Source organism: Nocardiopsis suaedae, from assembly GCF_027706745.1.
Classification (GTDB): domain Bacteria; phylum Actinomycetota; class Actinomycetes; order Streptosporangiales; family Streptosporangiaceae; genus Nocardiopsis_A; species Nocardiopsis_A suaedae.
Genome location: NZ_JAQFWP010000046.1, coordinates 1 through 21,982, shown reverse-complemented (window position 1 = coordinate 21,982; position 21,982 = coordinate 1). Strand labels below are relative to the sequence as shown.

The following is a 21,982-nucleotide window of genomic DNA, read 5'->3' as shown; positions in this document are numbered from 1 at the left end:
GATCATCCCATGTAACACAGATGCAACATGTTTCGCCCGTGTTAAACCATTCGCTACGATCGCCGCCGTGGTACAACTTCGGATAGCACTCGCCCAGATCAATCCCACCGTGGGGGATCTGGAAGGAAATTGCGGCGCCATCGCCGATTACGCCCGCAGGGCCGCCGACGACGGCGCGCATCTCGCGGTGTTCCCGGAAATGGCCGTGACCGGCTACTCGGTCGAGGACCTGGCCCTGCGCAACGGCTTCGTCGCCGCCTCCATCGAGGCCGTGCACCGGCTGGCCGAACGGCTCGCCGCCGACGGGCTGGGGCGCCTGCCGGTGGTCGTGGGCTTCCTCGACCGCCGGGTCGGCGGGTCCGCGCCCTTCGGCCAGCCCGCGGGCGCGCCGCAGAACGCGCTGGCGCTGCTGCACGGCGGCGCGGTCCGGCTCGTCTCGGCCAAACACCACCTGCCCAACTACGGGGTCTTCGACGAGTTCCGGTACTTCGTCCCGGGCGACACGCTCCCCGTGGTCCGCCTGCACGGCGCCGACATCGCCTTCGCCGTCTGCGAGGACCTGTGGCAGGACGGCGGCCCGGTCGCGGCGGTCCGCGCCGCGCGGGCGGGCATGCTCATCACGCTGAACGGCTCCCCCTACGAGCGGGGCAAGGGCGGCGTGCGGCTGGACCTGTGCCGGCGCCGCGCCCGCGAGACCGGCGCGGCCATCGGATACGTCAACATGACCGGCGGCCAGGACGACCTGGTCTTCGAGGGCGACTCCCTGGTGGTGGACGCGCACGGTGAGCTGGTGTCCCGCGCGCCGCGGTTCGAGGAGTCGCTGCACACGACCGACATCGAACTGCCCGAAGGCCCCGACGAGGCGGACCTGCCGGGGGAGGCCGGGGGCTTCCGCATCGTCCGGCACACGGTCGGCGGGCGGCCGGGCGCACCGGCCCCCGCGCGGGCGCCGGTGCTGACCCCGTGCCCGGACCCGCTGAACGACACCGGCGAGGTCTACCGGGCGCTGGTCGCGGCCGTGCGCGACCACGTGCACAAGAACGGCTTCGCCTCGGTGGCGGTGGGCGCGGACGGCGGCGCGGGTGCAGCGCTCACCGCGGCGATCGCCGCGGACGCGGTGGGGGCCGACCGCGTGCACGCGCTGGTGATGCCCGGCCCCGGAGCCCGGGAGGAGGCGCTGAACGCCGCCGAGAAGGCCGCCGCCGCCCAGGGGCTGGCCGTCCGGGTGCGGTCGGTGCAGGGGCTGGTGGACGCCTACGGCGCGGCCGTCGGCTCCTCCTCGGACGCGGCGGCGCTGGGGGCGCAGGCCCGGGGCGGGCTGGTGGCCGCGCTGTCCCGGCAGGAGGGGCACCTGGTGCTGGCCACGGGCGACAAGACGGCCCTGGCCATCGGCGCCGCCGCGCTCCACGGTGACCACGCGGGCGCGTTCGCCCCGCTGCGCGACTGCTGGCGGACCCTGGTGGAGGACCTGGCGCGGTGGCGCAACGCCCGCGCGGCCTCCGAGGGCGCGCCCGACCCGGTACCCGCCGAATGCCTCACCCCGGACGGGGTGCCCGCCGCCGTGGACGGCGGCGCGGCCGACGCCGCTGCGGACGCGGACCCCCGGGTGCTCGACGCGCTCCTGGAGGCCTACATCGGCACCGACAAGGGCGTCCACGACCTGGCCGCCGACGGGTTCGCCCCCGGCCTCGTCCGCCGGGCCGTCCGGCTCGTCGACCGCGCCGAGCACCGGCGCCGCGCCTATCCCCCGGGGCCCAAGATCACCAAGCGCGCCCTGGGCCGGGACCGCCGCCTACCGATCACCAGCCGCTGGGGGTGACACCGGCGGCCCCGCCGACGGTGCCGGAGGGGCACACCCCCTGACGGAATTCTCCTGGTTTCCACCCGAGAGTCGCTTCCGCGTCTCCCCTGCTCCTTAGCGTCGCCTGGGCCCTGGCTTCGGGGCCGCCGGGGCGCAATGGTCGTGCCGGTGCGGTGGAGCGGAAGGAGAATCCCCATGACCCTGGACATCTCTCGGCGGAGACTGCTGCAGGCGGGAGCCGCCGGGGCGGCGGGGGCGGCAGCGGCGTCGCTGCTGCCGCCCTCGCTGCGCGCCGCGCTCGCCGAGCCGGCGCCCGGGGGCGGGCTCGACGCGGTCGAGCACGTCGTACTGCTCATGCAGGAGAACCGGTCGTTCGACCACTACTTCGGCACGCTGCAGGGCGTCCGGGGCTTCGGCGACCGCAACGCGGTGCGGCTGCGCGACGGGCGGAGCGTGTTCGAGCAGGGGGCGGAGGGGGCGCCGGTGCCGCCGTTCTCGGTGCGTGCGGCCGCCGAGCGCCAGAAAGAGGACCTGCAGTACGTCGGCGCCCTCGACCACTCCTGGGACGGGGGCCGGGCGGCCTGGAACGACGGGTGGATGGACGGCTGGATCGGCGCCAAGACCCCCGCCACCATGGCCCACTACGACCGCGCCGACATCCCCTTCCAGTTCGAGCTGGCCGACACCTTCACCGTGTGCGACGCCTACTTCTCCTCGATCCACACCTCGACCAGCCCCAACCGCAACCACTGGGTGAGCGGGTGGACCGGGTTCGAGGCCGACGGGCGGCGCGTGGTCGGCAACGACGCCTACGACGAGGGGCGGCACCCCGGGTACGACTGGACGACCTATCCCGAGCACCTGCAGAAGGCGGGCGTGAGCTGGCGCGTCTACCAGGAGTGGGACAACTTCACCGACAACAACCTCGACTTCTTCGCCTCCTTCAAGGCCGTCGCGCGCAAGGCCCTGTCGAAGGCGGGCGACTACAGCGGCCTCACCGAGTTCTACGGCGAGGTGGCCGACCTGCCCGAGGAGGAGCGGGAGCAGCGGCTGGCCCTGCTGGAGGAGGGCGTCGCGGCGCTGTCCGAGGACGAGCGGGAGCTGTACGAGCGGGGGCTGCGCCGCGGGCGCCCCGGGTCGCTCGCCGACGCCTTCCGCGCCGACGTCGAGGCGGGGCGGCTGCCCCGGGTCAGCTACCTGGTCCCCAGCTCCGAGGACTCCGAGCACCCGAGCGTCTCGTCGCCGGTGCACAGCGCCACCGTCACCTACAAGGTGCTCGACGCGCTGGCGTCCTCGCCCGAGGTGTGGAGGAAGACCGCCGTCATCATCTCCTTCGACGAGAACGACGGGTTCTTCGACCACGTGCCGCCGCCCGTGCCGCCGCCGGAGGCGGAGGCGGAGCGGTGGCAGGGCGCGCCCACCGGGCTGGGCATGCGCGTTCCGTTGCTGGTCGTCTCCCCGTGGACGGTGGGCGGCCACGTCTGCTCGGAGGTCTTCGACCACACCTCCCAGGTGCGGTTCCTCGAGCGGCTGACCGGGGTCGGCGCGCCCGCGATCACCGAGTGGCGGCGCACCGTCTGCGGCGACCTGACCGGCGCGTTCGACTTCTCGCGCGGGCGGCCGCAGCCGGGGGTCGCCGAGCCCGGAGAGATCCCCGAGTTCACCGGGCGCTGGCGGCCGCAGCCCCCGGCCGAGGGGCGGGTCCCCGAGCAGGAGTCCGGAACGCGCCCGGCCCGCCCGCTGCCGTACCAGCCCGACCTGCACGGGGACTTCGACCCGGAGGCGCGGGAGGTGGCGCTGGCGGCGTCCAACGGGGGCACGTCCAGCACCCACCTGGCCCTGTTCCCGTACCAGGGGGAGTTCGACATCCCGCAGCACCGCGACATCGCCCCGGACGCCGAGGGCGAGGGGTGGACGGTGCCGGTCCCCGGTGACGGCTACGACTTCACCGTGGTCGGGCCGAACGGTTTCCGCCGCGAGTTCGCCGGGACGGCGGCGGGTGACGCCCCGGGATCGTCGGCCGGGGTTCGCACCGGGGTCGACGCGAAGGGCCGGAGGCTGGGCATCACCCTGGCGAACAGCGGGGACGCCGAACTGGAGTTCACGATCACCCCGAACGCGTACACGGAGGAGAAGGGCAAGCCGGCGAAGACGGTGCGGGTGGCCCCGGGCGCCGAGCACACGGAGAACTGGCCGACCGCCCCTACCGAGGGGTGGTACGACCTGACCGTGGCGGTCGAAGGGGACGACACATTCCACCGCCGCCTGTCCGGCCACATCGAGAACGGCAAGGAGAGCATCACCGGCTGACGCCCGCGGCCTCGGAGGCGGCCCCGGGAGCGGGGGCCGCCTCCGGCTTCCGAGTCCCGGAGGGCCTCTAGGGCATGGTGAAGATGAGCAGTACGGCCGCGCACGCCCCGGCCAGCTCACCGATGAGGAAGGCCAGGCGGACGGGCCGCATCCGGCGGCGCCGGGGCCAGGGCCAGGTGAGGACCGCGCACACCAGGGCCGCTATGCCCGACAAGGCCGCGGCGGACCAGTAGACGGTCTCCTCAGCACACGTCCCGGTGAGGCTCATGGGGCAGGCGACGAACTCGAACTGCCCCAGCATGACGACGCCCCAGACGGGAACGGCACCGATGATCGCCGCCACCAGGGAGACGACAGGTATGTAATTCCACTTCGGGTCGTACTCGGGGTCGGCACGGTCTTCGGAGGGTGTGTCCATGCCGCGAGGGTGCCGTAGTCCTTGGGCCCCGGACATGAGTACGCCTACTCATGCCCCCTGGTCCCGGGTACAGCCGGAGCCACGGAGAGAACCGATCACCGCTTCACCCGGTTGCGCACCGCCAAGACCGCGAGTGCCAGCAGCACCGGGCCCGTGAACCGGGACACCACCACCGTCCAGGCCCCCACATCCGTCAGCTCCTTGCCGCTGTCGCGGAAGACGACCGCCCCCATTGCGATCCGTGCGGCCTTCTCCAAGCGGTCGCCCGTCCACCGGTCCTCCGCATTCGGGAGATCCGACGGCGGCTTGTCGACCTCGGCCGTCACCTGCCCGCCGCTCGCGCCGGGCGGCAGCGTGAACGCCACCTGCTGTTGGGGCCCCTCGGCCGGTATCCCCCACCCGGCCAGCACCGCCGTGGTCACCGCCACCAGGACCGCGAGGGCCGCGAGCGAGCGCAAGGCGCGCAGCCCGAACCCGGAGAACGCCCAGTAGGCCCACAGGATCGCCCGCTCGGCGGGCGGGGTGGAGACGGCGCGGGCGCGAAAGAGCATCTCGCCGTAGTAGAAGTCGGCGGCCCCGGGCTGGTCGGCGTTCTCCTCCAGGGCGCGGCGCAGGCTCCGGTAGAGGTCGGCCATCCGCTCGGCCGACACCTCGGGGCGCTCCAGGCCGGCGAGGTACTCGGCCTCGTCAGGGTCCTCCACCCAGCCGCGATGGCCCATGATGGTGCGCCACTCACGCTCCTCGGCCAGAACGCGGCGCCGCGACCACCGCACCGCCCGGCCGAACCCGCCGCCGCGCGACCTGGGCGGACGGGCGAACACGCACTGGCCCTGCAGGCCGAGCGCGGCCACGTTCATCGCCCCGGCGAAGCGGCACGAGGACAGGTCCACGTCGTTGAGCATCAGGTTCGTGCAGTCCACACCTCGCAGAGACACCACCGTCGGCATCCAGGACCGCCTCGGCGTCGATGCCTCGGAGGCGTCCGGGGGATCCAGAAGCCGCGGACCGCGTCCTGGGGGGACCGGCCCGCCGGTGGGAGCCTCGTCCCCTTCCCCGGCCGTGGGGAGGAACGCACCCGAGAGCGTCGAGGGTCCTTCGATCCGGGCCCCCTCCATGTCGACGGCGGCGCGCCGGAGTTCCAGCCGCACCCCCGCAGGGAAGCCCGCCCGTCTCAGGTCGATTCCGGCGGCATCGATCTCCAGATCAGCGGGCGAGGAGAACTCTGCGCGGGAGAGGTCCACCTGTTCGGCGGCGACGACGGTGAGGGGGGTCGACCCGTGGAACCGTGCCTTGCCGAAGTCGGCGGATTCCCCGATGTAGGCGTCCCCGAACCCGGTGCCTCCGTCGAAGCGCGCACCACCGAACAGGGCGTTGCGCCGGATGTACGCGCCCCCGAACCCGGCGTCGCCGCTGAAGTGCACACCCGCGAACCACGCGTCGCCCTCGAAATGCGCACGCATGAACCAGGCTTCCGCGTCGAAAAGCGCCTCCATGAAGTCGGCGTTGTACTCGAAGCTCGCGCCCATGAACCAGGCTTCGTCTCCGAAACGCGTGTTCCTGAACTCGGTGACGCCCTCGAAGCTCGCGCCCCGGAAACCGGCCTTGCGCTCGAAGTGCGCGCCTACGAACCAGGCGTGACCCGTGAAGTGCGTGTCCCCGAACGCGACGCCCCCTTCGAAGGTCGCGTCGGTGAACCGCGCCTGCCCGAGGACCTTTCTGCCGTCCTCGTCCCTCAGAGCGTCGAGCAGCCGTTCCAGGAGCCCGGAGCTGATCGTGGTCCCCGACAGGTTCAGGTCGCTCCCCGGCCCCAGACCCGCGAGGAACGCCTCCAGAGCATCGGGACCCAGGTGCGCGAGGCAGGTCTCCGTCCCGGCGACCTGGATACCGCGGCATCCCTCTTCGGCGACGCATGTGTCCCAGCCGATGGTGGTGTGCATCCCCCATATCTAGCGGAGAGCGCCACCTGCGAACGCCGCCGCCCCACTGGCGCGGGTGCCCGGCTCCGGCCTCAGTCCCAGTCGGTCTCCAGGTCGATCTTGCGTTGGAGGTATTCCTCGCGGCCGATCTCTCCGCGCGCGTAGCGGTGGCGCAATTCGTCCAAGGCGGGATCCAGACGCCCGGCTTCCTCGGAGAGCACGACGGGCCTGTCCGGACCGCGCCCTCCGTAGACGGCCATCGCGACCAGCCAGGCCATCGTCGCCGCCATGGCGGCGACCACGATCAGGCCCAGGACCATCATCATCGCGACCACCGTCCCCGTGTGTTCAGGTGCCCACTCCATAGTGCGCACGCGAGGCCGGGAGGGACAACAACACCAGCGCCGCCGCGTTGAACAGCAGCGACACCGCGTTGGCGAACAGTTCCCCGACCAGCAGCATGGAACCCACGGAGTAGACCGCCGCCAGCGCGAAGAACGCCACCGCCGCCCAGAACACGGGCGTGGAGCGGCGCCCGATCACGAGCGCCAGGACCAGTGCGACGGCCCCGTAGGCGAGGGACTCGGCCAGCCCGATCACCACCGCTCCCAGGACCGTGTCGGGGTCGACCCCCTGTCGCTCGAAGACCCTCTGCGCCTCGGGCATGTCCGCCGCCATCGGCAGCATGACCACGGCGACCGCCATCAGCAGGCCGAGCAGCAGACCGACGACGGCGCCGATGATCAGCAGCACCCGCACCGCGGTGACGGTGCCGGGCGGGCGGTACGGCCCCTGCGCGGGCGGGGGCGAAGGAGGATACCGGTCCGGAGGGCTTCCCGAAGGAGGCTGCATGGTGGACTCCTTCCTCTCACCCGACCCCTACCCGGTCCGTGCCCGTACCCCCGGGCGGGACCCCTACCGGTCGCCCCGGCGGCACGATCCGGCCACCGGGCGCTCACCCCCGCGTGGCCGGTGCGCCCTAATGTGCCGGAGCGTGAAGAGGTACACCGCCGCCGCCACGGCCGCCACCGCAGCGGCCGCCCTCGCGCTCTGCCCCGTCTCCCCCGCCCACGCCTCCCCCGCCGCCGAGCTGCTCGGGTCGGCGGTCATCGAGCACGGCACCCGCTTCCAGGGCACCCCCGTCGGCGGGCTGTCCGGCATCGACCGCGACCCCCGCACCGGCGACTACGTCCTGATCAGCGACGACCGGTCGGACCACGCCCCCGCCCGCTTCTACACCGCCCGGATCGACGTGGACGCCGACGGTGTGCACGGCGTCGCGCTCACCGGCACCACCACGCTGCGGGACCGCTCCGGCCGGCCCTACGCGGAGCAGACCGTCGACCCCGAGTCGGTGCGGATCGACCCGGCCACCGGGCAGGTGTGGTGGACCACCGAGGGCGACCGCCGCGTCGGGGACGGCCGCCCCGTCCTCCGCCACCCGCAGGTCCGTGCGGCCGGCGCCGACGGGCGCACCCGGCGCGCGCTCCACCCGGCCCACCCCCGGCTGCGGATGAGCCGCCACGAGACCGGGCCGCGCGCCAACCTGACCTTCGAGGGCATGGACCTGGCCTCCGACGGGACCGTCGTCACCGCCATGGAGGGACCGCTGTTCCAGGACGGCCCACGCACCTCGCCGGACGAGGGGGCGCCGGTGCGCATCACCGTCACCGACCGCCGCGGCCGCCTGCTCTCCCAGCACGCCTACCCCGCCGACCCGGCCTCCGCCGAGCCCGACCCGGCCGGCGGGCACGCCGAGAACGGGGTGACCTCGATCCTGGAGGACCCCGAGTCCCCCGGGGAGTTCCTGGTGCTGGAGCGCGACTACGTCCACGGGGTCGGCAACAGCGTGCGGGTGTACCGGACCGACCTCGGCGCGGCCCCCGACGTGTCGTGGGTGCGGGAGCTGCCCGCCGGCCCGGACCACCGGCTCATGGCCGACAAGGAGCCGGTGTTCGACCTCGGCGGGCTGGGCCCGGAGCACGTCGACAACGTCGAGGGCATGGCCTGGGGGCCGCGGCTGGACGACGGCCGCCGCACCCTCGTGCTCGTCTCCGACGACAACTTCTCCTCCGGGCAGGTCACCCAGGTGGTCGCGGTCGCGCTGGGCTGAGGCCCGGATCGGGGTCCGAACGGAGAGCGGCCGGGGGCGGGCCTCCCCCGCCCCCGGCCGCCCGGGCCGCACCGGCGCCCTACTGCTGCGTGGCCGCCTCGACCTCCTCGATGAAGCGGTCGGCCGCCTCCTCCGGGGTGATCTCGCCGAACTGCACGTCGTCGGTGACGCGCTTGGTGATCTCCACGACGTCGCCGGCGCCGATCGGCGGCGGGGGCGGGCCGTCCACGATGTCCGGGCGCAGCTCCTCGACGAAGTCGGCCGAGCGGGTCCCGGCCTCGTCCAGGTCCTCCACGATCGCCGAGCGCACCTCGGTGTTGGCGGGAAGGCCGCGGTCGGCGAGGATGATCCGGCCCGCGTCCACGTCGTTGAGCAGGAAGTCGACGAACTTCGCCGCCTCCTCCGGGTGCTCGGTCCCGGCCGAGACCGAGTAGTACATGGCCGGCTTGAAGTACATGCCGGTGCGCTCGAACTCGGACTCACCGGGGTAGCGCAGCAGCTCCACGTCGCCCTTGGCGGCTCCGGAGATGGCGGCCAGCTGGTTGGACCAGAAGTGGGCCATGGCCCCCGAACCGGTGGAGAGCACCGACTGGTCGGGGCCGCCGGCCTCGATCTCCACGCTCTCGGCGGCGGTGGGCTGGGCCTCCTTCTCCTGCATCTCGGCGACCAGGCCGAACCACTCCACCAGGGTCTCCTTGCTGAACCCGAGGCTGCCGTCCTCGGCGTAGAAGGACTCCCCGTGCTGCCGGGCGTAGATCCTGAAGGAGTTCTCGTTGTAGCCCATGCTCTGCGAGCCGTAGATGTCGCCGCCGCTGGCCTCGGTGATCTCGGCCGCGGTCTCGACGTACTCTTCCCACGTCCACGTCTCGTCGTCGGGCACCTCCACGCCCGCCGCCTCGAACTGGGCCGGGTCGGCCATCACGGAGAACACGTTGACGCCGGTCGCCACGCCGAACTTCTCGCCCTCGACGTCGCCCGAGGAGGCCACCAGCTCGTCGACGTTCGAGGTGTCCAGGGCCTCCAGCCCGTTGAGGTCGGCGAGGGCCCCGCGGTCGGAGTACTCGCGCAGGTAGCGCTCCTCCATGGTGACCACGTCGGGCATGTCGTCGGCCGCGGTGCTGGTGGCCAGCTTGTCCCAGTAGCCGTCCCAGTCGGTGTAGTCGGCGGTGACGGTGATGCCGGGGTTGCGCTCCTCGAAGAGGTCGATGACCTCCTGGGTGGCCTCGTGCCGGCTGTCCGAGCCCCACCAGGAGAACCGGATCTCGACGTCGCCGTCGGCGCCACCGCCGCCGCACCCGGCGGCCAGCAGGGCGGCGGCCGCGGCCGCGGCGGGGACGGCGAGCGTTCTGCGGGCAGGGGGTGCTCCGCGCTTGCGTGCTGCCATGTCGGGGGGATCCCTTCGGACGTGGGGGACTACTTGATCCCGGTCGTGGCGATGCCCCGGACGAGGTACCGCTGACCGGCGAGGAAGAACCCGAAGACCGGGCCGAGGGCGACGACCGACATCGCCAGCAGCGGCCCCCAGGAGGTCTGGGTGGTGGAGTCGACGAACGTGCGCAGCGCCACCGGCACCGTGTACATGTCCGGCGAGGTCAGGAAGATCAGCTGGGCGAAGAAGTCGTTCCAGGTCCAGATGAAGGTGAAGATCGCGGTGGTGGCCAGCGCGGGCAGGCTCAGCGGCATGATGATCCGCCAGAAGATGCGCACGTGGCCGCAGCCGTCGATGCGCGCCGCCTCGTCCAGGTCCCGCGGCAGGCCCCGGATGAACTGCACCATCAGGAAGATGAAGAACCCGTCGGTGGCCAGCAGCTTGGGCACGATCAGCGGCAGGAACGTGTTGATCCAGCCCAGGTTGGAGAACAGGATGTACTGCGGGACGATCACCACGTGCACCGGCAGCATGATCGTCATCAGCATGACGGCGAAGAACAGCTTCTTGCCGAAGAACTCCAGCCGGGCGAAGGCATAGGCCGCCATCGAGCAGCCGATCAGGTTGCCCACGACCGAGGCGCCCACCACGATCACCGAGTTGATGATGTAGTGGTGGAACGGGAACTCCAGGGACGTCCAGCCCTCGGGATAGTTCCCGCCGGTGAAGTCGGCCCCGGGCCACAGCCCCGGGTCGCGGAAGATCGCGTCGGTCGGTTTGAAGGAGCTGGCCACCATCCACAGCAGCGGGTAGAGCATGACCAGCCCGAAGACGATCAGCCCCGCGTGGATGAAGAACTTGCGGATGCGCTCGCTCCGCTCGGCCGCCTCGCGGCGCCGCGCGCGCTCGTCGTCCCGGTCGCCGCGCCCGTCGCGCACCCGGGCGCGCGTGCCCGTCTCGTCAATCGCCATAGAAGACCCAGTACTTGGACGCGAGGAAGTTCACCGCGGTGAACCCTCCGATGATCATGAGGAGGAGCCAGGCCATCGCCGAGGCGTAGCCCATCTCGAACGAGCCGAACCCCTGCTGGTACAGGTAGAGCGTGTAGAACAGGGTCGAGTCCGACGGACCCCCGGTGCCGCCGCTGACGATGAACGCCTGGGTGAAGGTCTGGAAGGCGTTGATCATCTGCAGCACGAGGTTGAAGAAGATGATCGGGGTGAGCAGCGGGACGGTGACCGACCAGAACCGGCGGGCCGGCCCGGCGCCGTCCACCTGGGCGGCCTCGTAGTACATGCGGGGGATCTGGCGGAGCCCGGCCAGGAAGATGACCATGGGCGCGCCGAAGGTCCACACGTTCAGGATGATCAGGGTGCCCAGCGCGTATTCGGGGTCCGAGACCCAGCCGGGCAGGGTGGGGCTGAGGCCGATCAGGCCGCCGGCCGACTCCAGGAGCTGGTTGATGAGCCCGTTGGCGCCGAAGATGCGGCGCCACAGGATGGCCACGGCCACGCTGCCGCCCAGCAGTGAGGGCAGGTAGTAGACCGACCGGTAGAGCGGCAGGCCGCGCACGCCCCGGTCCAGCACCATGGCCAGGGCGAGCGCCATGGCGAGCTGGAGCGGCACCGAGATGAAGACGTACTTGAAGGTGACCGCCAGGGACTGGTGCAGGCGGGGGTCGTCCAGCATCCGGCGGTAGTTCTCCAGCCCGACCCAGTCGGCGCCGCCGATGAGGCTGTAGTCGGTGAAGGAGAAGTACAGCGAGGCGATGATCGGGCCGATGGTGATCAGCCCGAGCCCCAGGAACCAGGGGGCGAGGAAGCCGTAGGCGGCCAGGGTCTCCCTGCGCCGCCGCGCGGCCGCCGCGCGGCCCGGCTTCCGGCGGCGGTGGGGGCCGCCGGTCCCGGCGGTCCCGCCGCTGTCGGCGTCGGCGGCGGGGCGGTTGTTGAGGACCGCGGTCACCGGAGCCCACCTCCCCCCGCGGGGGAGCGCCGGAATCCGCTTTCTGCGCTCATGTTTCGCGACCGCCAATCTCGTCGGTCCGGGGGTCGTCGCCCCCCGGCGGAGCGTGTGCGAGGCCACACCCCGCCATGGGGGCGAATGCCTTGGTAAGCGCTATCCATGGAATAGAATGCTCCGTTTTTAGCACCGCGTTACAGGGGTGTCAACGGTTCACCCCCGCTGGCCACCCTGGCCACGCGGTTCCCGCCACCGGCCGCGTCGACCCCCTCTGGCCAAAACTCCGGAAAGCGTTTACCGTCAGGGGCGTGAACGATCCAGCGCAGCAGCAGGGGCCCAGACGCTATGCCCTCGTCGGCACCGGATCCCGGGCCCGGATGTACACCTACGCCCTCGCCACCACCCACGCCCGCCAGGGGCGGCTCGTGGCGCTGTGCGACCCCAACCGCACCCGCATGGCGGTGCACAACGCGATCCTGGCCGAGGAGGGCGCCCCCGAGGCGGCGACGCACCCGCCCGAGCAGTTCGCGGCGATGCTCGCCGAGCACCGGGTGGACGAGGTGATCGTGTGCACCGTCGACCGGCTGCACGCCGACTACGTCGTCGCGGCCCTCGAGGCCGGGTGCGACGCGATCACCGAGAAGCCCATGACCGCCGACCTCGACGGGTGCCGCCGCATCGCCGAGGCCCGCCGGGCCACCGGGCGCCGCGTCACGGTCGGATTCAACTACCGCTACAACCCCGTCCACCGGCAGGTGCACCGGATGCTCCGCGGCGGGGCGATCGGCGAGATCGGGTCGGTGCACTTCGAGTGGCTGCTCGACCTGCGCCACGGCGCCGACTACTTCCGCCGCTGGCACCGCGACAAGCGCCAGTCCGGCGGGCTGCTGGTGCACAAGGCCTCACACCACTTCGACCTGGTCAACTGGTGGACCGGGGCCCGCCCGGAGGAGGTCTTCGCCTGGGGCGGACTGTTCTTCTACGGCGAGGAGAACGGCCGGAGGCACGGGCTGGCGTCCGGGTACGAGCGCGTGCACAGCGCCCCCGACGCCCAGGGCGACCCGTTCGCGCTGCACATGGCCGACAGCCCGGACCTGACCTCGCTCTACCTGGACGCCGAGCACGAGGACGGCTACCGGCGCGACCTCAACGTGTTCGGGCCCGGCATCACCATCGAGGACGACATGTCGGTGCTGGTGCGCTACGACACCGGCGTGCGGCTCAGCTACCACCTGGCGGCGTACTCGCCGTGGGAGGGCTACCGCGTCGCCTTCACCGGCAGCAAGGGCCGCCTGGAGCTCGATGTGACCGAGGTGCCCTCCACCCCGCCGCCCGGGGACGGGGCCGCGCCGGTGCGGGGGATGCCCGCGCCCAAGGAGTCCACCGTCTCCCGGCTGGTGCTGCGCAACCACTGGCGGCCCGCGGAGGAGGTCCCGGTGGAGGTGGGCGAGGGCACGCACGGCGGCGGCGACGTGCGCATGCTCGACTCGCTGTTCGGCGGGGGCGACGACGGGATCCGCCCGGACGACGCCGACGGCGCCAACGCGCTGCTGACCGGGCTGGCGGCCAACGCCTCGATGGCCTCGGGGGCGCCGGAGCGGATCGACGGCCTGCTCCCCGCCGACCTGCTGCCGAGGCGGCGTTGACCGCGGAGAAGGGGGCGCCTAAATTGAGCAAACGCTTTCCGACCCCTGTGGAGGACCCCGTGCCCACCGGTCCCGCCGCCCCGGCCGGCCCCGTCCCGGTGGTGCTCGCCGGGGCCAACGGCCACGGCCGCTCCCACCTGCGCAACCTGCGCCGGCTCAGCGACGCGGGCCGGGTGCGCCTGGTGGGCGTGTGCGAGCGGGCCGCGCTCGCCGACGGCGCGCTGGAGGGGCTGGGGCCGGTGCCGGTCTCCGACGACCTGGGCGGCCTGATCGAGCGCACCGGCGCCCGGGCGGCGGTGCTCGCCACCCCGATCCACACGCACCTGCCGCTGGCCCGCACGGCCCTGGAGCACGGGGCCCACGTCCTGCTGGAGAAGCCGCCCGCGCCCAGCGCCGCCGAGTTCGACGCCCTGTGCGCCGCGTCCGACGCGGCCGGGCCGGCCTGCCAGATCGGGTTCCAGAGCCTGGGGTCGGCCGCCGTGGCGGCGGTGCGCCGGATGGTCGCCGAGGGGGCCGTCGGCGAGGTGCGCGGCATCGGCGCCGCCGGGACCTGGGTGCGCACCTCGGCCTACTACGCGCGTGCGGACTGGGCGGGCCGCCGACGGCTGGACGGGCGCGACGTGGTCGACGGGGCGCTGACCAACCCCTTCGCGCACGCGGTGGCGACCGCCCTGGCCGTGGCCGGTGCCGACCGGACCCCGCCCGAGGGGGTGGAGGCCGAGCTCTTCCACGCGCACCCGATCGAGGCCGACGACACCTCGTGCGTGCGGGTGCGCACCCGCGGCGGTCCGCCGGTGTCGGTGGCGGTGACGCTCTGCGCCGAGCAGGCGCGCGACCCGTTCATCACGGTGCACGGCTCCGAGGGGAGCATCGTGCTGGAGTACACCCGCGACCGGGTGGCGCTGCGGCGCGGGCGGGAGGAGCGGGTGTCGGTGCACCCGCGCACCGACCTGCTGGAGAACCTGCTCGACCATGCCGACGGGGGCGCGCGGCTGCTGGTGCCGCCCAAGGCGGTGGCCGGGTTCATGGGGGTGCTGGAGGCGGTGCGCACCGCCCCGGACCCCGAGCCGGTCCCCGCGGAGGCGCAGGAGGCCGCACTGACCGACGAGGGGCTGCGGCGCACGGTGCGCGGCGTGGACGCGGCGGTCTTCGCCAGCGCCGAGCGGGTGGCCCTGTTCTCCGAGATCGGCGCGCCGTGGGCCGCCGGGAAAGGCGGCCGGACGTGACGACTCCGCAGAGCGAGCGGCAGGGGCGCGGCGGGCCGGGGGCCGCCCGGCCCGACCGGCCGGTCCCGGCGCTGAACGTGGCCGGGCTGCCCGTGGCCGAGCTGCGGTCGGGCGCCGACGTCGCCCCCGGGCTCTCCCCCCGGGCCTACCTGCACCCGGTGCGCACCCTGGGCGGGACCGCCGTGACCGAGGTGTTCCCCGACGACCACCGGCACCATCTGGGGACGGGGGTGACGGTGGCCGACGTCGACGGCTCCAGCTTCTGGGGCGGGCGCACCTTCACCCCGGACCGGGGGTCGGTGATGCTCGACAACCACGGCCGCCAGGAGCACGTGCGGTGGCTGGAGGAGGCGCCGGACCGCCGGGTGGAGGAGCTGTCGTGGACCGGTCCGGACGGCGGGGAGCTGCTGCGCGAGGAGCGCACGGTCTCGGCCGCGCCGGCGGCGGACGGGGCGTGGGTGCTCCGGACGGGGACGCGGCTGCGCAACACGGCGGGCCGGGGGCTGGCCATCGGGAGCCCGGCGACCAAGGGGCGGCCGGGGGCGGGGTACGGGGGCCTGTTCTGGCGGGCGCCGATCGCCGACGAGGCGCCGGAGTGCTTCGGCTCCGAGCCCGGGGGCGAGCCGGAGCTGCACGGGTCGCGGGCGGAGTGGGTGGCACTGGCGGGGACGGCCCCGGCCGGGGGCCCCTGGACGCTGGTGTTCGCGCAGACGGGGGCCGAACGCGACCCGTGGTTCATCCGCGCCGCCGAGTACCCGGGGGTCGGCACGTCGCTGGCCTGGGACCAGGTGCTGCGCGTCGCGGACGGGTCCGTGGTGGAGCGCGGTTGGGCGGTCGTGGTGGCCGACGGGCACCTGTCCCCCGGGCAGGCGGGGCGCCTGGTGGCGGACCTGCCGGAGTAGGCGGCCCGGAGCCGGGGCGGGGAAAGCCCCTTTCCTTTCCTGCGCTTTCCCTTTCCCCGCTCCCTCCCCCTGCTCTTCTCCCACTCCCCTGCCCTTCCCCCACTCCCCTGCCCTTCCCCCACTCCTCTCCTCTTCCCCCTGCACAACACGAAAGGCGGTTCTTGGAATGCGCGTGCTGGTCACCGGAGGGTCCGGGCGTCTGGGCCGGAGCGTGGTCGAGGTGTTCGCCCGGCGCGGCCACGAGGTGACGTCGGTGGACGCCTTCCCCGGTCCGGAGCGGCCCGGGGTGGAGTTCCGGAAGGCCGACCTGCTGGACGACGAGGCGCGGGCCCAGGTGTTCGCCGACGTCCGGCCCGAGGCGGTGGCGCACTTGGCGGGGATCGCGGTGCCGCACGCCCGGCCGGGCGCCGAGACGGTGGCGGTCAACGCCCGGCTGGCTTGGGGGGTGCTGGACGACGCCCGCGCGCACGGGGCCCACTCCGTGGCGGCCGCCTCCTCCCCCACGGTGTTCGGGTACGGGTCCGCGGACTGGACGCCCGAGCGGCTGCCGCTCGATGAGGGGCACCCGGTGGCGCCGGTGCACGCCTACGGGCTGAGCAAGGCGGTCATCGAGGAGGCGGTGCGCACGCTGGCCCGCACGTCCGACGGCGGGTGCGTGTTCACCGCGGTGCGCCCGGGGTACGTCATCGCGCCCGAGGAGTGGGAGGGGGCGCCCACTCAGCAGGGGCACACGGTGGCCGAGCGGCTGGCCCGCCCGGAGCTGGCGGCGGCGTCGCTGTTCAACTACATCGACGCCGAGGACGCCGCCGAGCTGTTCGCGCTGATCGCCGAGGACCGGTCGGGGGCGGCGCAGGGGCGGGTCCTGCACGCCATCGCCGAGGACCCGATGGCCGAGGGGCCGCTCTCGGACCTGCTGCCGCGCTTCCACCCGGGCACCGCCGCCGCGGCGGCGTCGCTGGCGCCCGGGCAGGCGGCGTTCTCCAGCGCTCAGGCCCAGCGGCTGCTGGGATGGGCCCCCCGACACACCTGGCGCGAGCGGCTACGATCCTAGGAAAGCCAGGAAAATGTTTTCCGTCCGGCGCGGCGCGCGGTTCCGCGCGCCGCGGCGCGTGCCGGGCGGTGAGCGTTCGTGAACCGGGGGGCGGGGAGGACACCGCAAGTGGAGAGCCAGAGCAGCGGGAACGTCACATTGGAGCAGGTCGCCCAGCATGCGGGGGTATCGCTGGCGACCGCTTCGCGGGTGCTGAACGGCAGCACCCGGCAGGTGGGCGAGAAGCTGCGCAAGAAGGTGATGGCCAGCGCGGGCGAGCTGGGGTACCTGCCGAACGCCTCGGCGCAGGCGCTGGCGCGCAACTCCAGCTCGCTGGTGGGGCTGATCGTGCACGACATCGCCGACCCGTACTTCTCCAGCATCGCGTCGGGCGTGACCGGCCGCGCCGAGGAGGAGGGACTGGTGGTGGTGCTGGGCACCACGGGGCGCACTCCGCAGCGGGAGACCGAGATCCTGGCGACGCTGCGGGCGCACCGGGCCAAGGCCGTGGTGCTGGCGGGGACCAGGACGGTGGACGAGGTGGGGAACCGGAACCTGGCGGCCGAGATCGAGCGGTTCACCGCCCAGGGCGGCCGGGTGGCGTGCGTGTCGCAGGGCGGGCTGCCCGCCGACACGGTGGTCCCGGCCAACCGGGAGGGCGCGGCGGACCTCGCGCGGCGGTTGATCACGATGGGGCACCGTCGGTTCGCGGTCCTGGCGGGGCCGCCGGACCTGCGCACGGCGCGCGACCGCCTGGACGGGTTCCACGGGGCGCTGTCGGAGGCGGGGATCGAGCCCGCCTACCACGACGTGGTGCACGGGGCGTTCACCCGCGACGGGGGGTACGCCTCCACGCAGCGCCTGCTGGCGGCGGGGACGGACGCGACGTGCCTGTTCGCGGTGAACGACGTGATGGCCACGGGCGCGATAGCGGCCCTCCGCGACGCGGGGCTTCGGGTGCCGGAGGACCTGTCCGTGGCGGGGTTCGACGACATCCCGACGCTGCGGGACCTGATCCCCTCCCTGACGACGGTGCGGCTGCCGCTGGAGTGGATGGGCCAGGAGGCGGCGAGGCTTGCCCTGACCGAGGCCCCCGCGGCCCAGCCGAGGAGGGTCCCGGCGGGGGCCGAGGTGGTCCTGCGGGACAGCACGGCGCCCCCGGCGTAGGGACGGCGGTGCGGCGGCACAACAGGGCCGCATGCGTGGCGGCCGTGGGAGCCACACTCCGGACCTCCCGGACACTCAACGGGTGTTCGGGCATCTGGCGCCGTGAACAAGGACGCTTCAGGGGCCAGAAGGCGGCGGTTCCGCCACTCTCAATCCTCAATGCCCCTGGCCCCTTGCGGGCGCGGTCAGAACGTGGCGATGGGATTGACCGGGCTCCCGATCGCACCGGCGTAGCGGACCGGCGCGACCGAGAGGTGGAAGTCCCACTGGCCGAGCTCGGCGGCCGCCGCCCTGCAGGCCTCCAGGTCGCAGTTGTCGAGCATCCACAGGCCCATCGCGACCAGGCTCACGGCGTGGACCGGCATCAGCACGCCGTCGTAGCCCGACGGCTGGACGTCCTGAGGGGTGTCGGCGCCGATCAGGGCCACCTCCCGTTCGTGCAGCCATGGCAGGCAGGAGGCGTGCCACCCGGCCTGCGTGACGCCGCCGGCCGCACCGCCCTGGTGCCGCACGCGGCCGCCGCCGGTGCGCAGGAGCACCGCGTCGCCGGACCGCACCCGCACGCCCTGGCGGCGCTCGGCCTCCTCGAGGTCCTCGGGGAACACGCCCTGCCCCGGTTCCAGCCACGGCACGCCGCGGGCCCCGGCGACGTCCAGCAGGACGCCGCGCGTGATGATCCCGTTCGCCGCCGCCGTGACGGCCGCCCACGCCGACCCCGTCTCGGCGTCGACGAACGTGTGCGGCCGCCCGTTGTACATCTCGCCGTCCCACATCAGGTGGCACGGCGCGTCGATGTGGGTGACGGTGTTCCCGTGGCAGTTCAGGGAGACCTGCTCGTTGGCGAACCCCCAGCGCCGGTCGTCGCGGAACCCGGGGACCGGCATGTCCTCGGCCCCCGGCATGTCGGCCGCGCACGGGCACACCGTCGTCGAGCGCTCCATCTCCTCCGGCGCGGTGATCTCCCACGCGCACGACACGCTCCTGCCGTGGCGCACGGACCGCGCCGCAGCCATACGGACGCCGTCGGTGATGAGGTTCAGGGTCCCGAGCTCGTCGTCGTCACCCCACCGCCCCCGGTTCGACAGCGTGTCGAAGTATCCGAGCACGTCGTCCCGTGCGGGCCCTGGCCGGTCAGCCGTCATCTGAGCATCGACTCCTCTGGTCACGCGGTACAGGACGGCGAAGCCTACCCCTACCGGGAGTCAGGCCGGGTGCGTCCACGCCACCGGCGGCGCGCCCGCGCAGGAGCCGGACCCCCGAGGTTGCGCACAGTCAGGCGCGGCGCGATGATCTCGACAGAAGTGCTGCCAAAACCGCCTGAATGACAGCACTTCCGTCGAGATCATCGCGGGGAGGGCGACCGGGCGGCGCATACCAGGCATACCGGGCGCGGCGAGTCGAATCCGCCACGCAAAATGACCCAGGGCCGCTTAGGGCTGAAGAAGACGGGCGCATCGGCCCCCTTCGCGCTCGTTGGCCGATCGAGCGCGGTGAACGAACCACCTGGAGAGTGATCGCGTGGTGGAAGCACCCCCTCGCTGCCCCGGGCCACCCGACGGCACCGGCGAGGGGCGGGTCCGTCCGGCCCGTCGCGGTGGAGGTGGGCGGCACAGTCAGAAGGCGACGCTTCTTCGCGTTCCCGGCGGCCGTAGGGCCTGCACCCCACCCCTCCGGGCGGGAGGGAGCGCCGGGATGCGCCCGGCGACCAGGCCCCGGGGCTCGGTCTCAACCAACGTGCACCCCTCGACGGAGAACCTCCCGCATGGTGACACGCACGGGCCGGGGTCCACCCTCTCCGACGCCCGGACCCGCCCCCGCCAGGTCCGCGCCGAACCCGGCAGTGCCTTGACCTGGGCGAACACTCCGCGTTAAGGGGTGAGGGGGCCGGGAAACGCGCTCAGCGACACCCGCGAGGGCCCCGGGCGCGCGAAGTCGGCGATTCCAGAACACGTTCTGGAAACGAAATGCCCGATTCGTATCCATCCAGGGTTTTCCGGTGAATGGTTCGGGTCGGGCGCGCGGCGCTCGGGGCCCCCTGTCGGGCGCCCGGGGTCCACTCCGGGCCGATATCGGCTACACGCAGTGACAAAGAGGGCCTCAAACGATCCCGGTGTGCCGTTTGGGGCCCTTCTGGAGGCAGAACGTGTTCTGGAATCGCGATGACCGCACTCCCCCGACGCCCGCGCCGCCGCACCGGGCGTCGATCAGGGCGCGGGAGGGGTCTCGGCGCCCCGAGAACCAGGCAAACCGGACGCCGGGCAGGTAGGGGCCGGACCGGAACCGGCCTTCCGGACTCTACGGGCGGCCCGGGCCCGTCCCGCGTGGCGGATCCGCCACCCGATCACGCGAGAAGCGTCCATTCCGCCATGCGGCATCGCCGCCCCCCTCCCCGCCGCGCCCGGCATGCCCGGTATGCGCCCCCCGGTCGGCCCCCTCCGCGATGATCTCGGGGACCCCGTTCTTAAGATGTCCGTTTCAACCCCGAGTTCCCCGAGATCGACAAGGACGCCCCCTCGCCTCGCCGCCCGGCCGGGGCCCGTCAGCGGGGCACCGGCCGAGCCGCCGCCCACCCGGACCACGAGGAACCCGGCGGACGGCAAACAGGCCCGGGGAACCGCCCGGCTCTGGCCGTCGCTGCCTCCTTTCCCGCGCCCCGACCACCCGCTACCCGGCCGGGGTCCGTCAGCGGGGCACCGGCCGAGCCGCCTGCCCGCCCGGACCGCGAGGGACCCGCCGGACGGCAGGCAAGCCCGGGGAACCGCCCGGCTCTGGCCGTCGCCGCCCACCACGGCGACCACGCACCCACCCGCCAGCCGACAGAACAACAGGTAGGGCCGCCGACCTTCCTCGTCACCACCACCTGCACGTCCGCTGAGGGCGCCGGGAACCGGGAACCGCTTCCCGGACGGGTGCGTCGGTGCCGTCATGGACGATGACAACGCGCCCGGCTGGGACGCGATCGACGCGGCCCTCCAGCGGATCTACGACAAGCCCACCCAGTGGCACCTGGGCACGCAGCACCCGTGGGCCCTGGGCGGACCCGACCCGCTGGACGGGATCAGCTTCTACCCGCGCACCGACCCCGTGCCGCACTGGCACGTGGTCGGCTACGGGATGAGCGAGCTCTACGAGAAGGAGTTGGAGAACCCCGAGGTCTCGGGGTGGGGCCTGGAGTTCACCTTCCGGCTCGCCCGCACCCCCGGGCAGGAGGAGCCCCCGCAGTGGCCCGCGGTGCTGCTGCAGAGCCTCGGGCGGTACGTGTTCGACTCCGGGAACGTGTTCGCCCCCGGGCACACCATGGGCGTCGGCGGGGCGCTGGGCGGGGACGACGGCGGGGGGCGGATCACCGCGATCACCTTCGTGGAGGACCCGGAGATGGGCACGGTCGCCACGCCCAACGGGCGGGTGTCCTTCCTCCAGGTGGTGGGCCTGACCCGGGACGAGTACGAGGCCGCGAAGGGCGGTCGGGCCCCGGAGCTGATGCGCGCCCTGGCGCCGTGGATGCCCCTGGGGGTGACCGACACCGGCCGCGGGTCGCTGCTCGACCGGTTGCCGGGGGCGCCCTAGGGCGGCCTAGTCCTGCGCCAGGTGTGCGGGGAACCCGCCGGTGGCCACGGGGCCCCACCGCTCGGGGGTGAGGCGGATCAGGGACTTGCCCTGCCGGACCATGGCCGCCCGGTACTCCTCCCAGTCGGGGTGCTCGCCGGAGATCGCGCGGAAGTACTCGACGAGCGGCTCGACGGATTCGGGGGCGTCCACGACCTCGGCGGCCCCGTCGACCTGGACCCAGGGGCCGTCCCAGTCGTCGCTCAGGACGACGGCCGAGGCGCGGGGCGTGCGCCGGGCGTTGCGGGCCTTGGCGCGGTCGGGGTAGGTGGACACGACGATGCGGCCGGAGGGGTCGACGCCGCAGGCGACCGGTGAGGCCTGCGGGGACCCGTCGGCCCGGTGGGTGATGAGCAGGGCGCGGTGGCGGGGCCGGACGAAGTCGAGGAGCCCGGCGAGGTCGACGCGCGTACTGGTGGCGATGCGGGACATGGAGCGATCCTAGCGGTCGCATACCTCGTGCTCCCGGATCCGGCCACCCTCCCTCGGGTGGCCGGATCCGGGAGCACGAGGTATGCG

18 protein-coding genes are annotated in these 21,982 nt (G+C 73.4%); 9 read left to right on the top strand and 9 right to left on the bottom strand.

What is annotated here, in order from left to right; genetic code table 11:
- The first annotated feature begins 67 nt into the window (after window positions 1-67).
- Both O4U47_RS21315 and O4U47_RS21310 read left to right on the top strand, forming a co-directional pair.
- The gene (locus tag O4U47_RS21315) at window positions 68-1,819 is read left to right on the top strand and encodes a nitrilase-related carbon-nitrogen hydrolase (protein ID WP_270679690.1); all 1,752 of its coding nucleotides are present in this window, start codon (window positions 68-70) and stop codon (window positions 1,817-1,819) included.
- A 177-nt stretch (window positions 1,820-1,996) separates the two neighbouring features.
- The gene (locus O4U47_RS21310; protein ID WP_270679689.1) at window positions 1,997-4,111 is read left to right on the top strand and encodes a phosphocholine-specific phospholipase C; all 2,115 of its coding nucleotides are present in this window, start codon (window positions 1,997-1,999) and stop codon (window positions 4,109-4,111) included.
- Window positions 4,112-4,178: 67 nt separating this feature from the next.
- On the opposite strand, the gene O4U47_RS21305 is transcribed toward O4U47_RS21310, so the two are convergent.
- The 4 genes from O4U47_RS21305 to O4U47_RS21290 all read right to left on the bottom strand — a co-directional run bounded on the left by O4U47_RS21305 (window position 4,179) and on the right by O4U47_RS21290 (window position 7,297).
- Entirely contained in the window at window positions 4,179-4,529 is a 351-nt protein-coding gene (locus tag O4U47_RS21305) for a hypothetical protein (protein ID WP_270679688.1), read from the bottom strand.
- A 95-nt stretch (window positions 4,530-4,624) separates the two neighbouring features.
- Window positions 4,625-6,466, bottom strand: a complete 1,842-nt coding sequence (locus O4U47_RS21300; protein ID WP_270679687.1) for a pentapeptide repeat-containing protein — start codon at window positions 6,464-6,466, stop codon at window positions 4,625-4,627.
- A gap of 71 nt (window positions 6,467-6,537) precedes the next feature.
- Window positions 6,538-6,810: an SHOCT domain-containing protein gene (locus O4U47_RS21295; RefSeq protein ID WP_270679686.1), complete on the bottom strand. Its 273-nt coding sequence runs from the start codon at window positions 6,808-6,810 to the stop codon at window positions 6,538-6,540.
- Window positions 6,794-7,297: a hypothetical protein gene (locus O4U47_RS21290; protein ID WP_270679685.1), complete on the bottom strand. Its 504-nt coding sequence runs from the start codon at window positions 7,295-7,297 to the stop codon at window positions 6,794-6,796. The genes O4U47_RS21295 and O4U47_RS21290 overlap by 17 nt, the downstream gene beginning before the upstream one ends.
- A gap of 142 nt (window positions 7,298-7,439) precedes the next feature.
- On the opposite strand from O4U47_RS21290, the gene O4U47_RS21285 reads away from it, so the two are divergent.
- Window positions 7,440-8,558, top strand: coding sequence for an esterase-like activity of phytase family protein (locus O4U47_RS21285; RefSeq protein WP_270679684.1), 1,119 nt, complete (start codon window positions 7,440-7,442; stop codon window positions 8,556-8,558).
- 79 nt (window positions 8,559-8,637) lie between these two features.
- Here O4U47_RS21285 and O4U47_RS21280 read toward each other — a convergent pair whose 3' ends face one another.
- Genes O4U47_RS21280 through O4U47_RS21270 form a run of 3 tightly spaced genes read right to left on the bottom strand, consistent with a single transcriptional unit; the run spans window position 8,638 to window position 11,889 of the window.
- A complete protein-coding gene (locus O4U47_RS21280) occupies window positions 8,638-9,942 on the bottom strand; it encodes an ABC transporter substrate-binding protein (RefSeq protein ID WP_270679683.1) in 1,305 nt (434 codons plus the stop codon).
- Between the two features lie 29 nt (window positions 9,943-9,971).
- Entirely contained in the window at window positions 9,972-10,898 is a 927-nt protein-coding gene (locus tag O4U47_RS21275; RefSeq protein ID WP_270679682.1) for a carbohydrate ABC transporter permease, read from the bottom strand.
- Window positions 10,888-11,889 (bottom strand): carbohydrate ABC transporter permease, encoded by a 1,002-nt coding sequence (locus tag O4U47_RS21270; protein ID WP_408639004.1) that lies wholly within the window; start codon window positions 11,887-11,889, stop codon window positions 10,888-10,890. The genes O4U47_RS21275 and O4U47_RS21270 overlap by 11 nt, the downstream gene beginning before the upstream one ends.
- Window positions 11,890-12,263: 374 nt before the next feature.
- Here O4U47_RS21270 and O4U47_RS21265 point away from each other — a divergent pair, with 374 nt between their 5' ends.
- The 5 genes from O4U47_RS21265 to O4U47_RS21245 all read left to right on the top strand — a co-directional run bounded on the left by O4U47_RS21265 (window position 12,264) and on the right by O4U47_RS21245 (window position 17,857).
- Window positions 12,264-13,532: a Gfo/Idh/MocA family protein gene (locus tag O4U47_RS21265; protein ID WP_408639007.1), complete on the top strand. Its 1,269-nt coding sequence runs from the start codon at window positions 12,264-12,266 to the stop codon at window positions 13,530-13,532.
- A 59-nt stretch (window positions 13,533-13,591) separates the two neighbouring features.
- On the top strand, window positions 13,592-14,758 hold the full coding sequence (locus tag O4U47_RS21260; protein WP_270679680.1) for a Gfo/Idh/MocA family protein: 1,167 nt from the start codon (window positions 13,592-13,594) through the stop codon (window positions 14,756-14,758).
- Between the two features lie 71 nt (window positions 14,759-14,829).
- Entirely contained in the window at window positions 14,830-15,660 is an 831-nt protein-coding gene (locus O4U47_RS21255; RefSeq protein WP_408639006.1) for a DUF6807 domain-containing protein, read from the top strand.
- A 166-nt stretch (window positions 15,661-15,826) separates the two neighbouring features.
- A complete protein-coding gene (locus tag O4U47_RS21250; RefSeq protein WP_270679678.1) occupies window positions 15,827-16,711 on the top strand; it encodes an NAD-dependent epimerase/dehydratase family protein in 885 nt (294 codons plus the stop codon).
- A gap of 108 nt (window positions 16,712-16,819) precedes the next feature.
- The gene (locus O4U47_RS21245) at window positions 16,820-17,857 is read left to right on the top strand and encodes a LacI family DNA-binding transcriptional regulator (RefSeq protein ID WP_270679677.1); all 1,038 of its coding nucleotides are present in this window, start codon (window positions 16,820-16,822) and stop codon (window positions 17,855-17,857) included.
- Window positions 17,858-18,042: 185 nt separating this feature from the next.
- Here the strand turns inward: O4U47_RS21245 and O4U47_RS21240 are convergent, their stop codons facing one another.
- Window positions 18,043-18,999: a cyclase family protein gene (locus O4U47_RS21240; RefSeq protein ID WP_270679676.1), complete on the bottom strand. Its 957-nt coding sequence runs from the start codon at window positions 18,997-18,999 to the stop codon at window positions 18,043-18,045.
- 1,783 nt (window positions 19,000-20,782) lie between these two features.
- Here O4U47_RS21240 and O4U47_RS21235 point away from each other — a divergent pair.
- Window positions 20,783-21,424 carry a suppressor of fused domain protein gene (locus O4U47_RS21235; RefSeq protein ID WP_270679675.1) on the top strand — a complete coding sequence of 214 codons (642 nt, stop codon included), beginning with the start codon at window positions 20,783-20,785 and terminating at the stop codon, window positions 21,422-21,424.
- A 6-nt stretch (window positions 21,425-21,430) separates the two neighbouring features.
- Here O4U47_RS21235 and O4U47_RS21230 read toward each other — a convergent pair whose 3' ends face one another.
- On the bottom strand, window positions 21,431-21,895 hold the full coding sequence (locus O4U47_RS21230; RefSeq protein ID WP_270679674.1) for a PPOX class F420-dependent oxidoreductase: 465 nt from the start codon (window positions 21,893-21,895) through the stop codon (window positions 21,431-21,433).
- Window positions 21,896-21,982 lie beyond the last annotated feature (87 nt).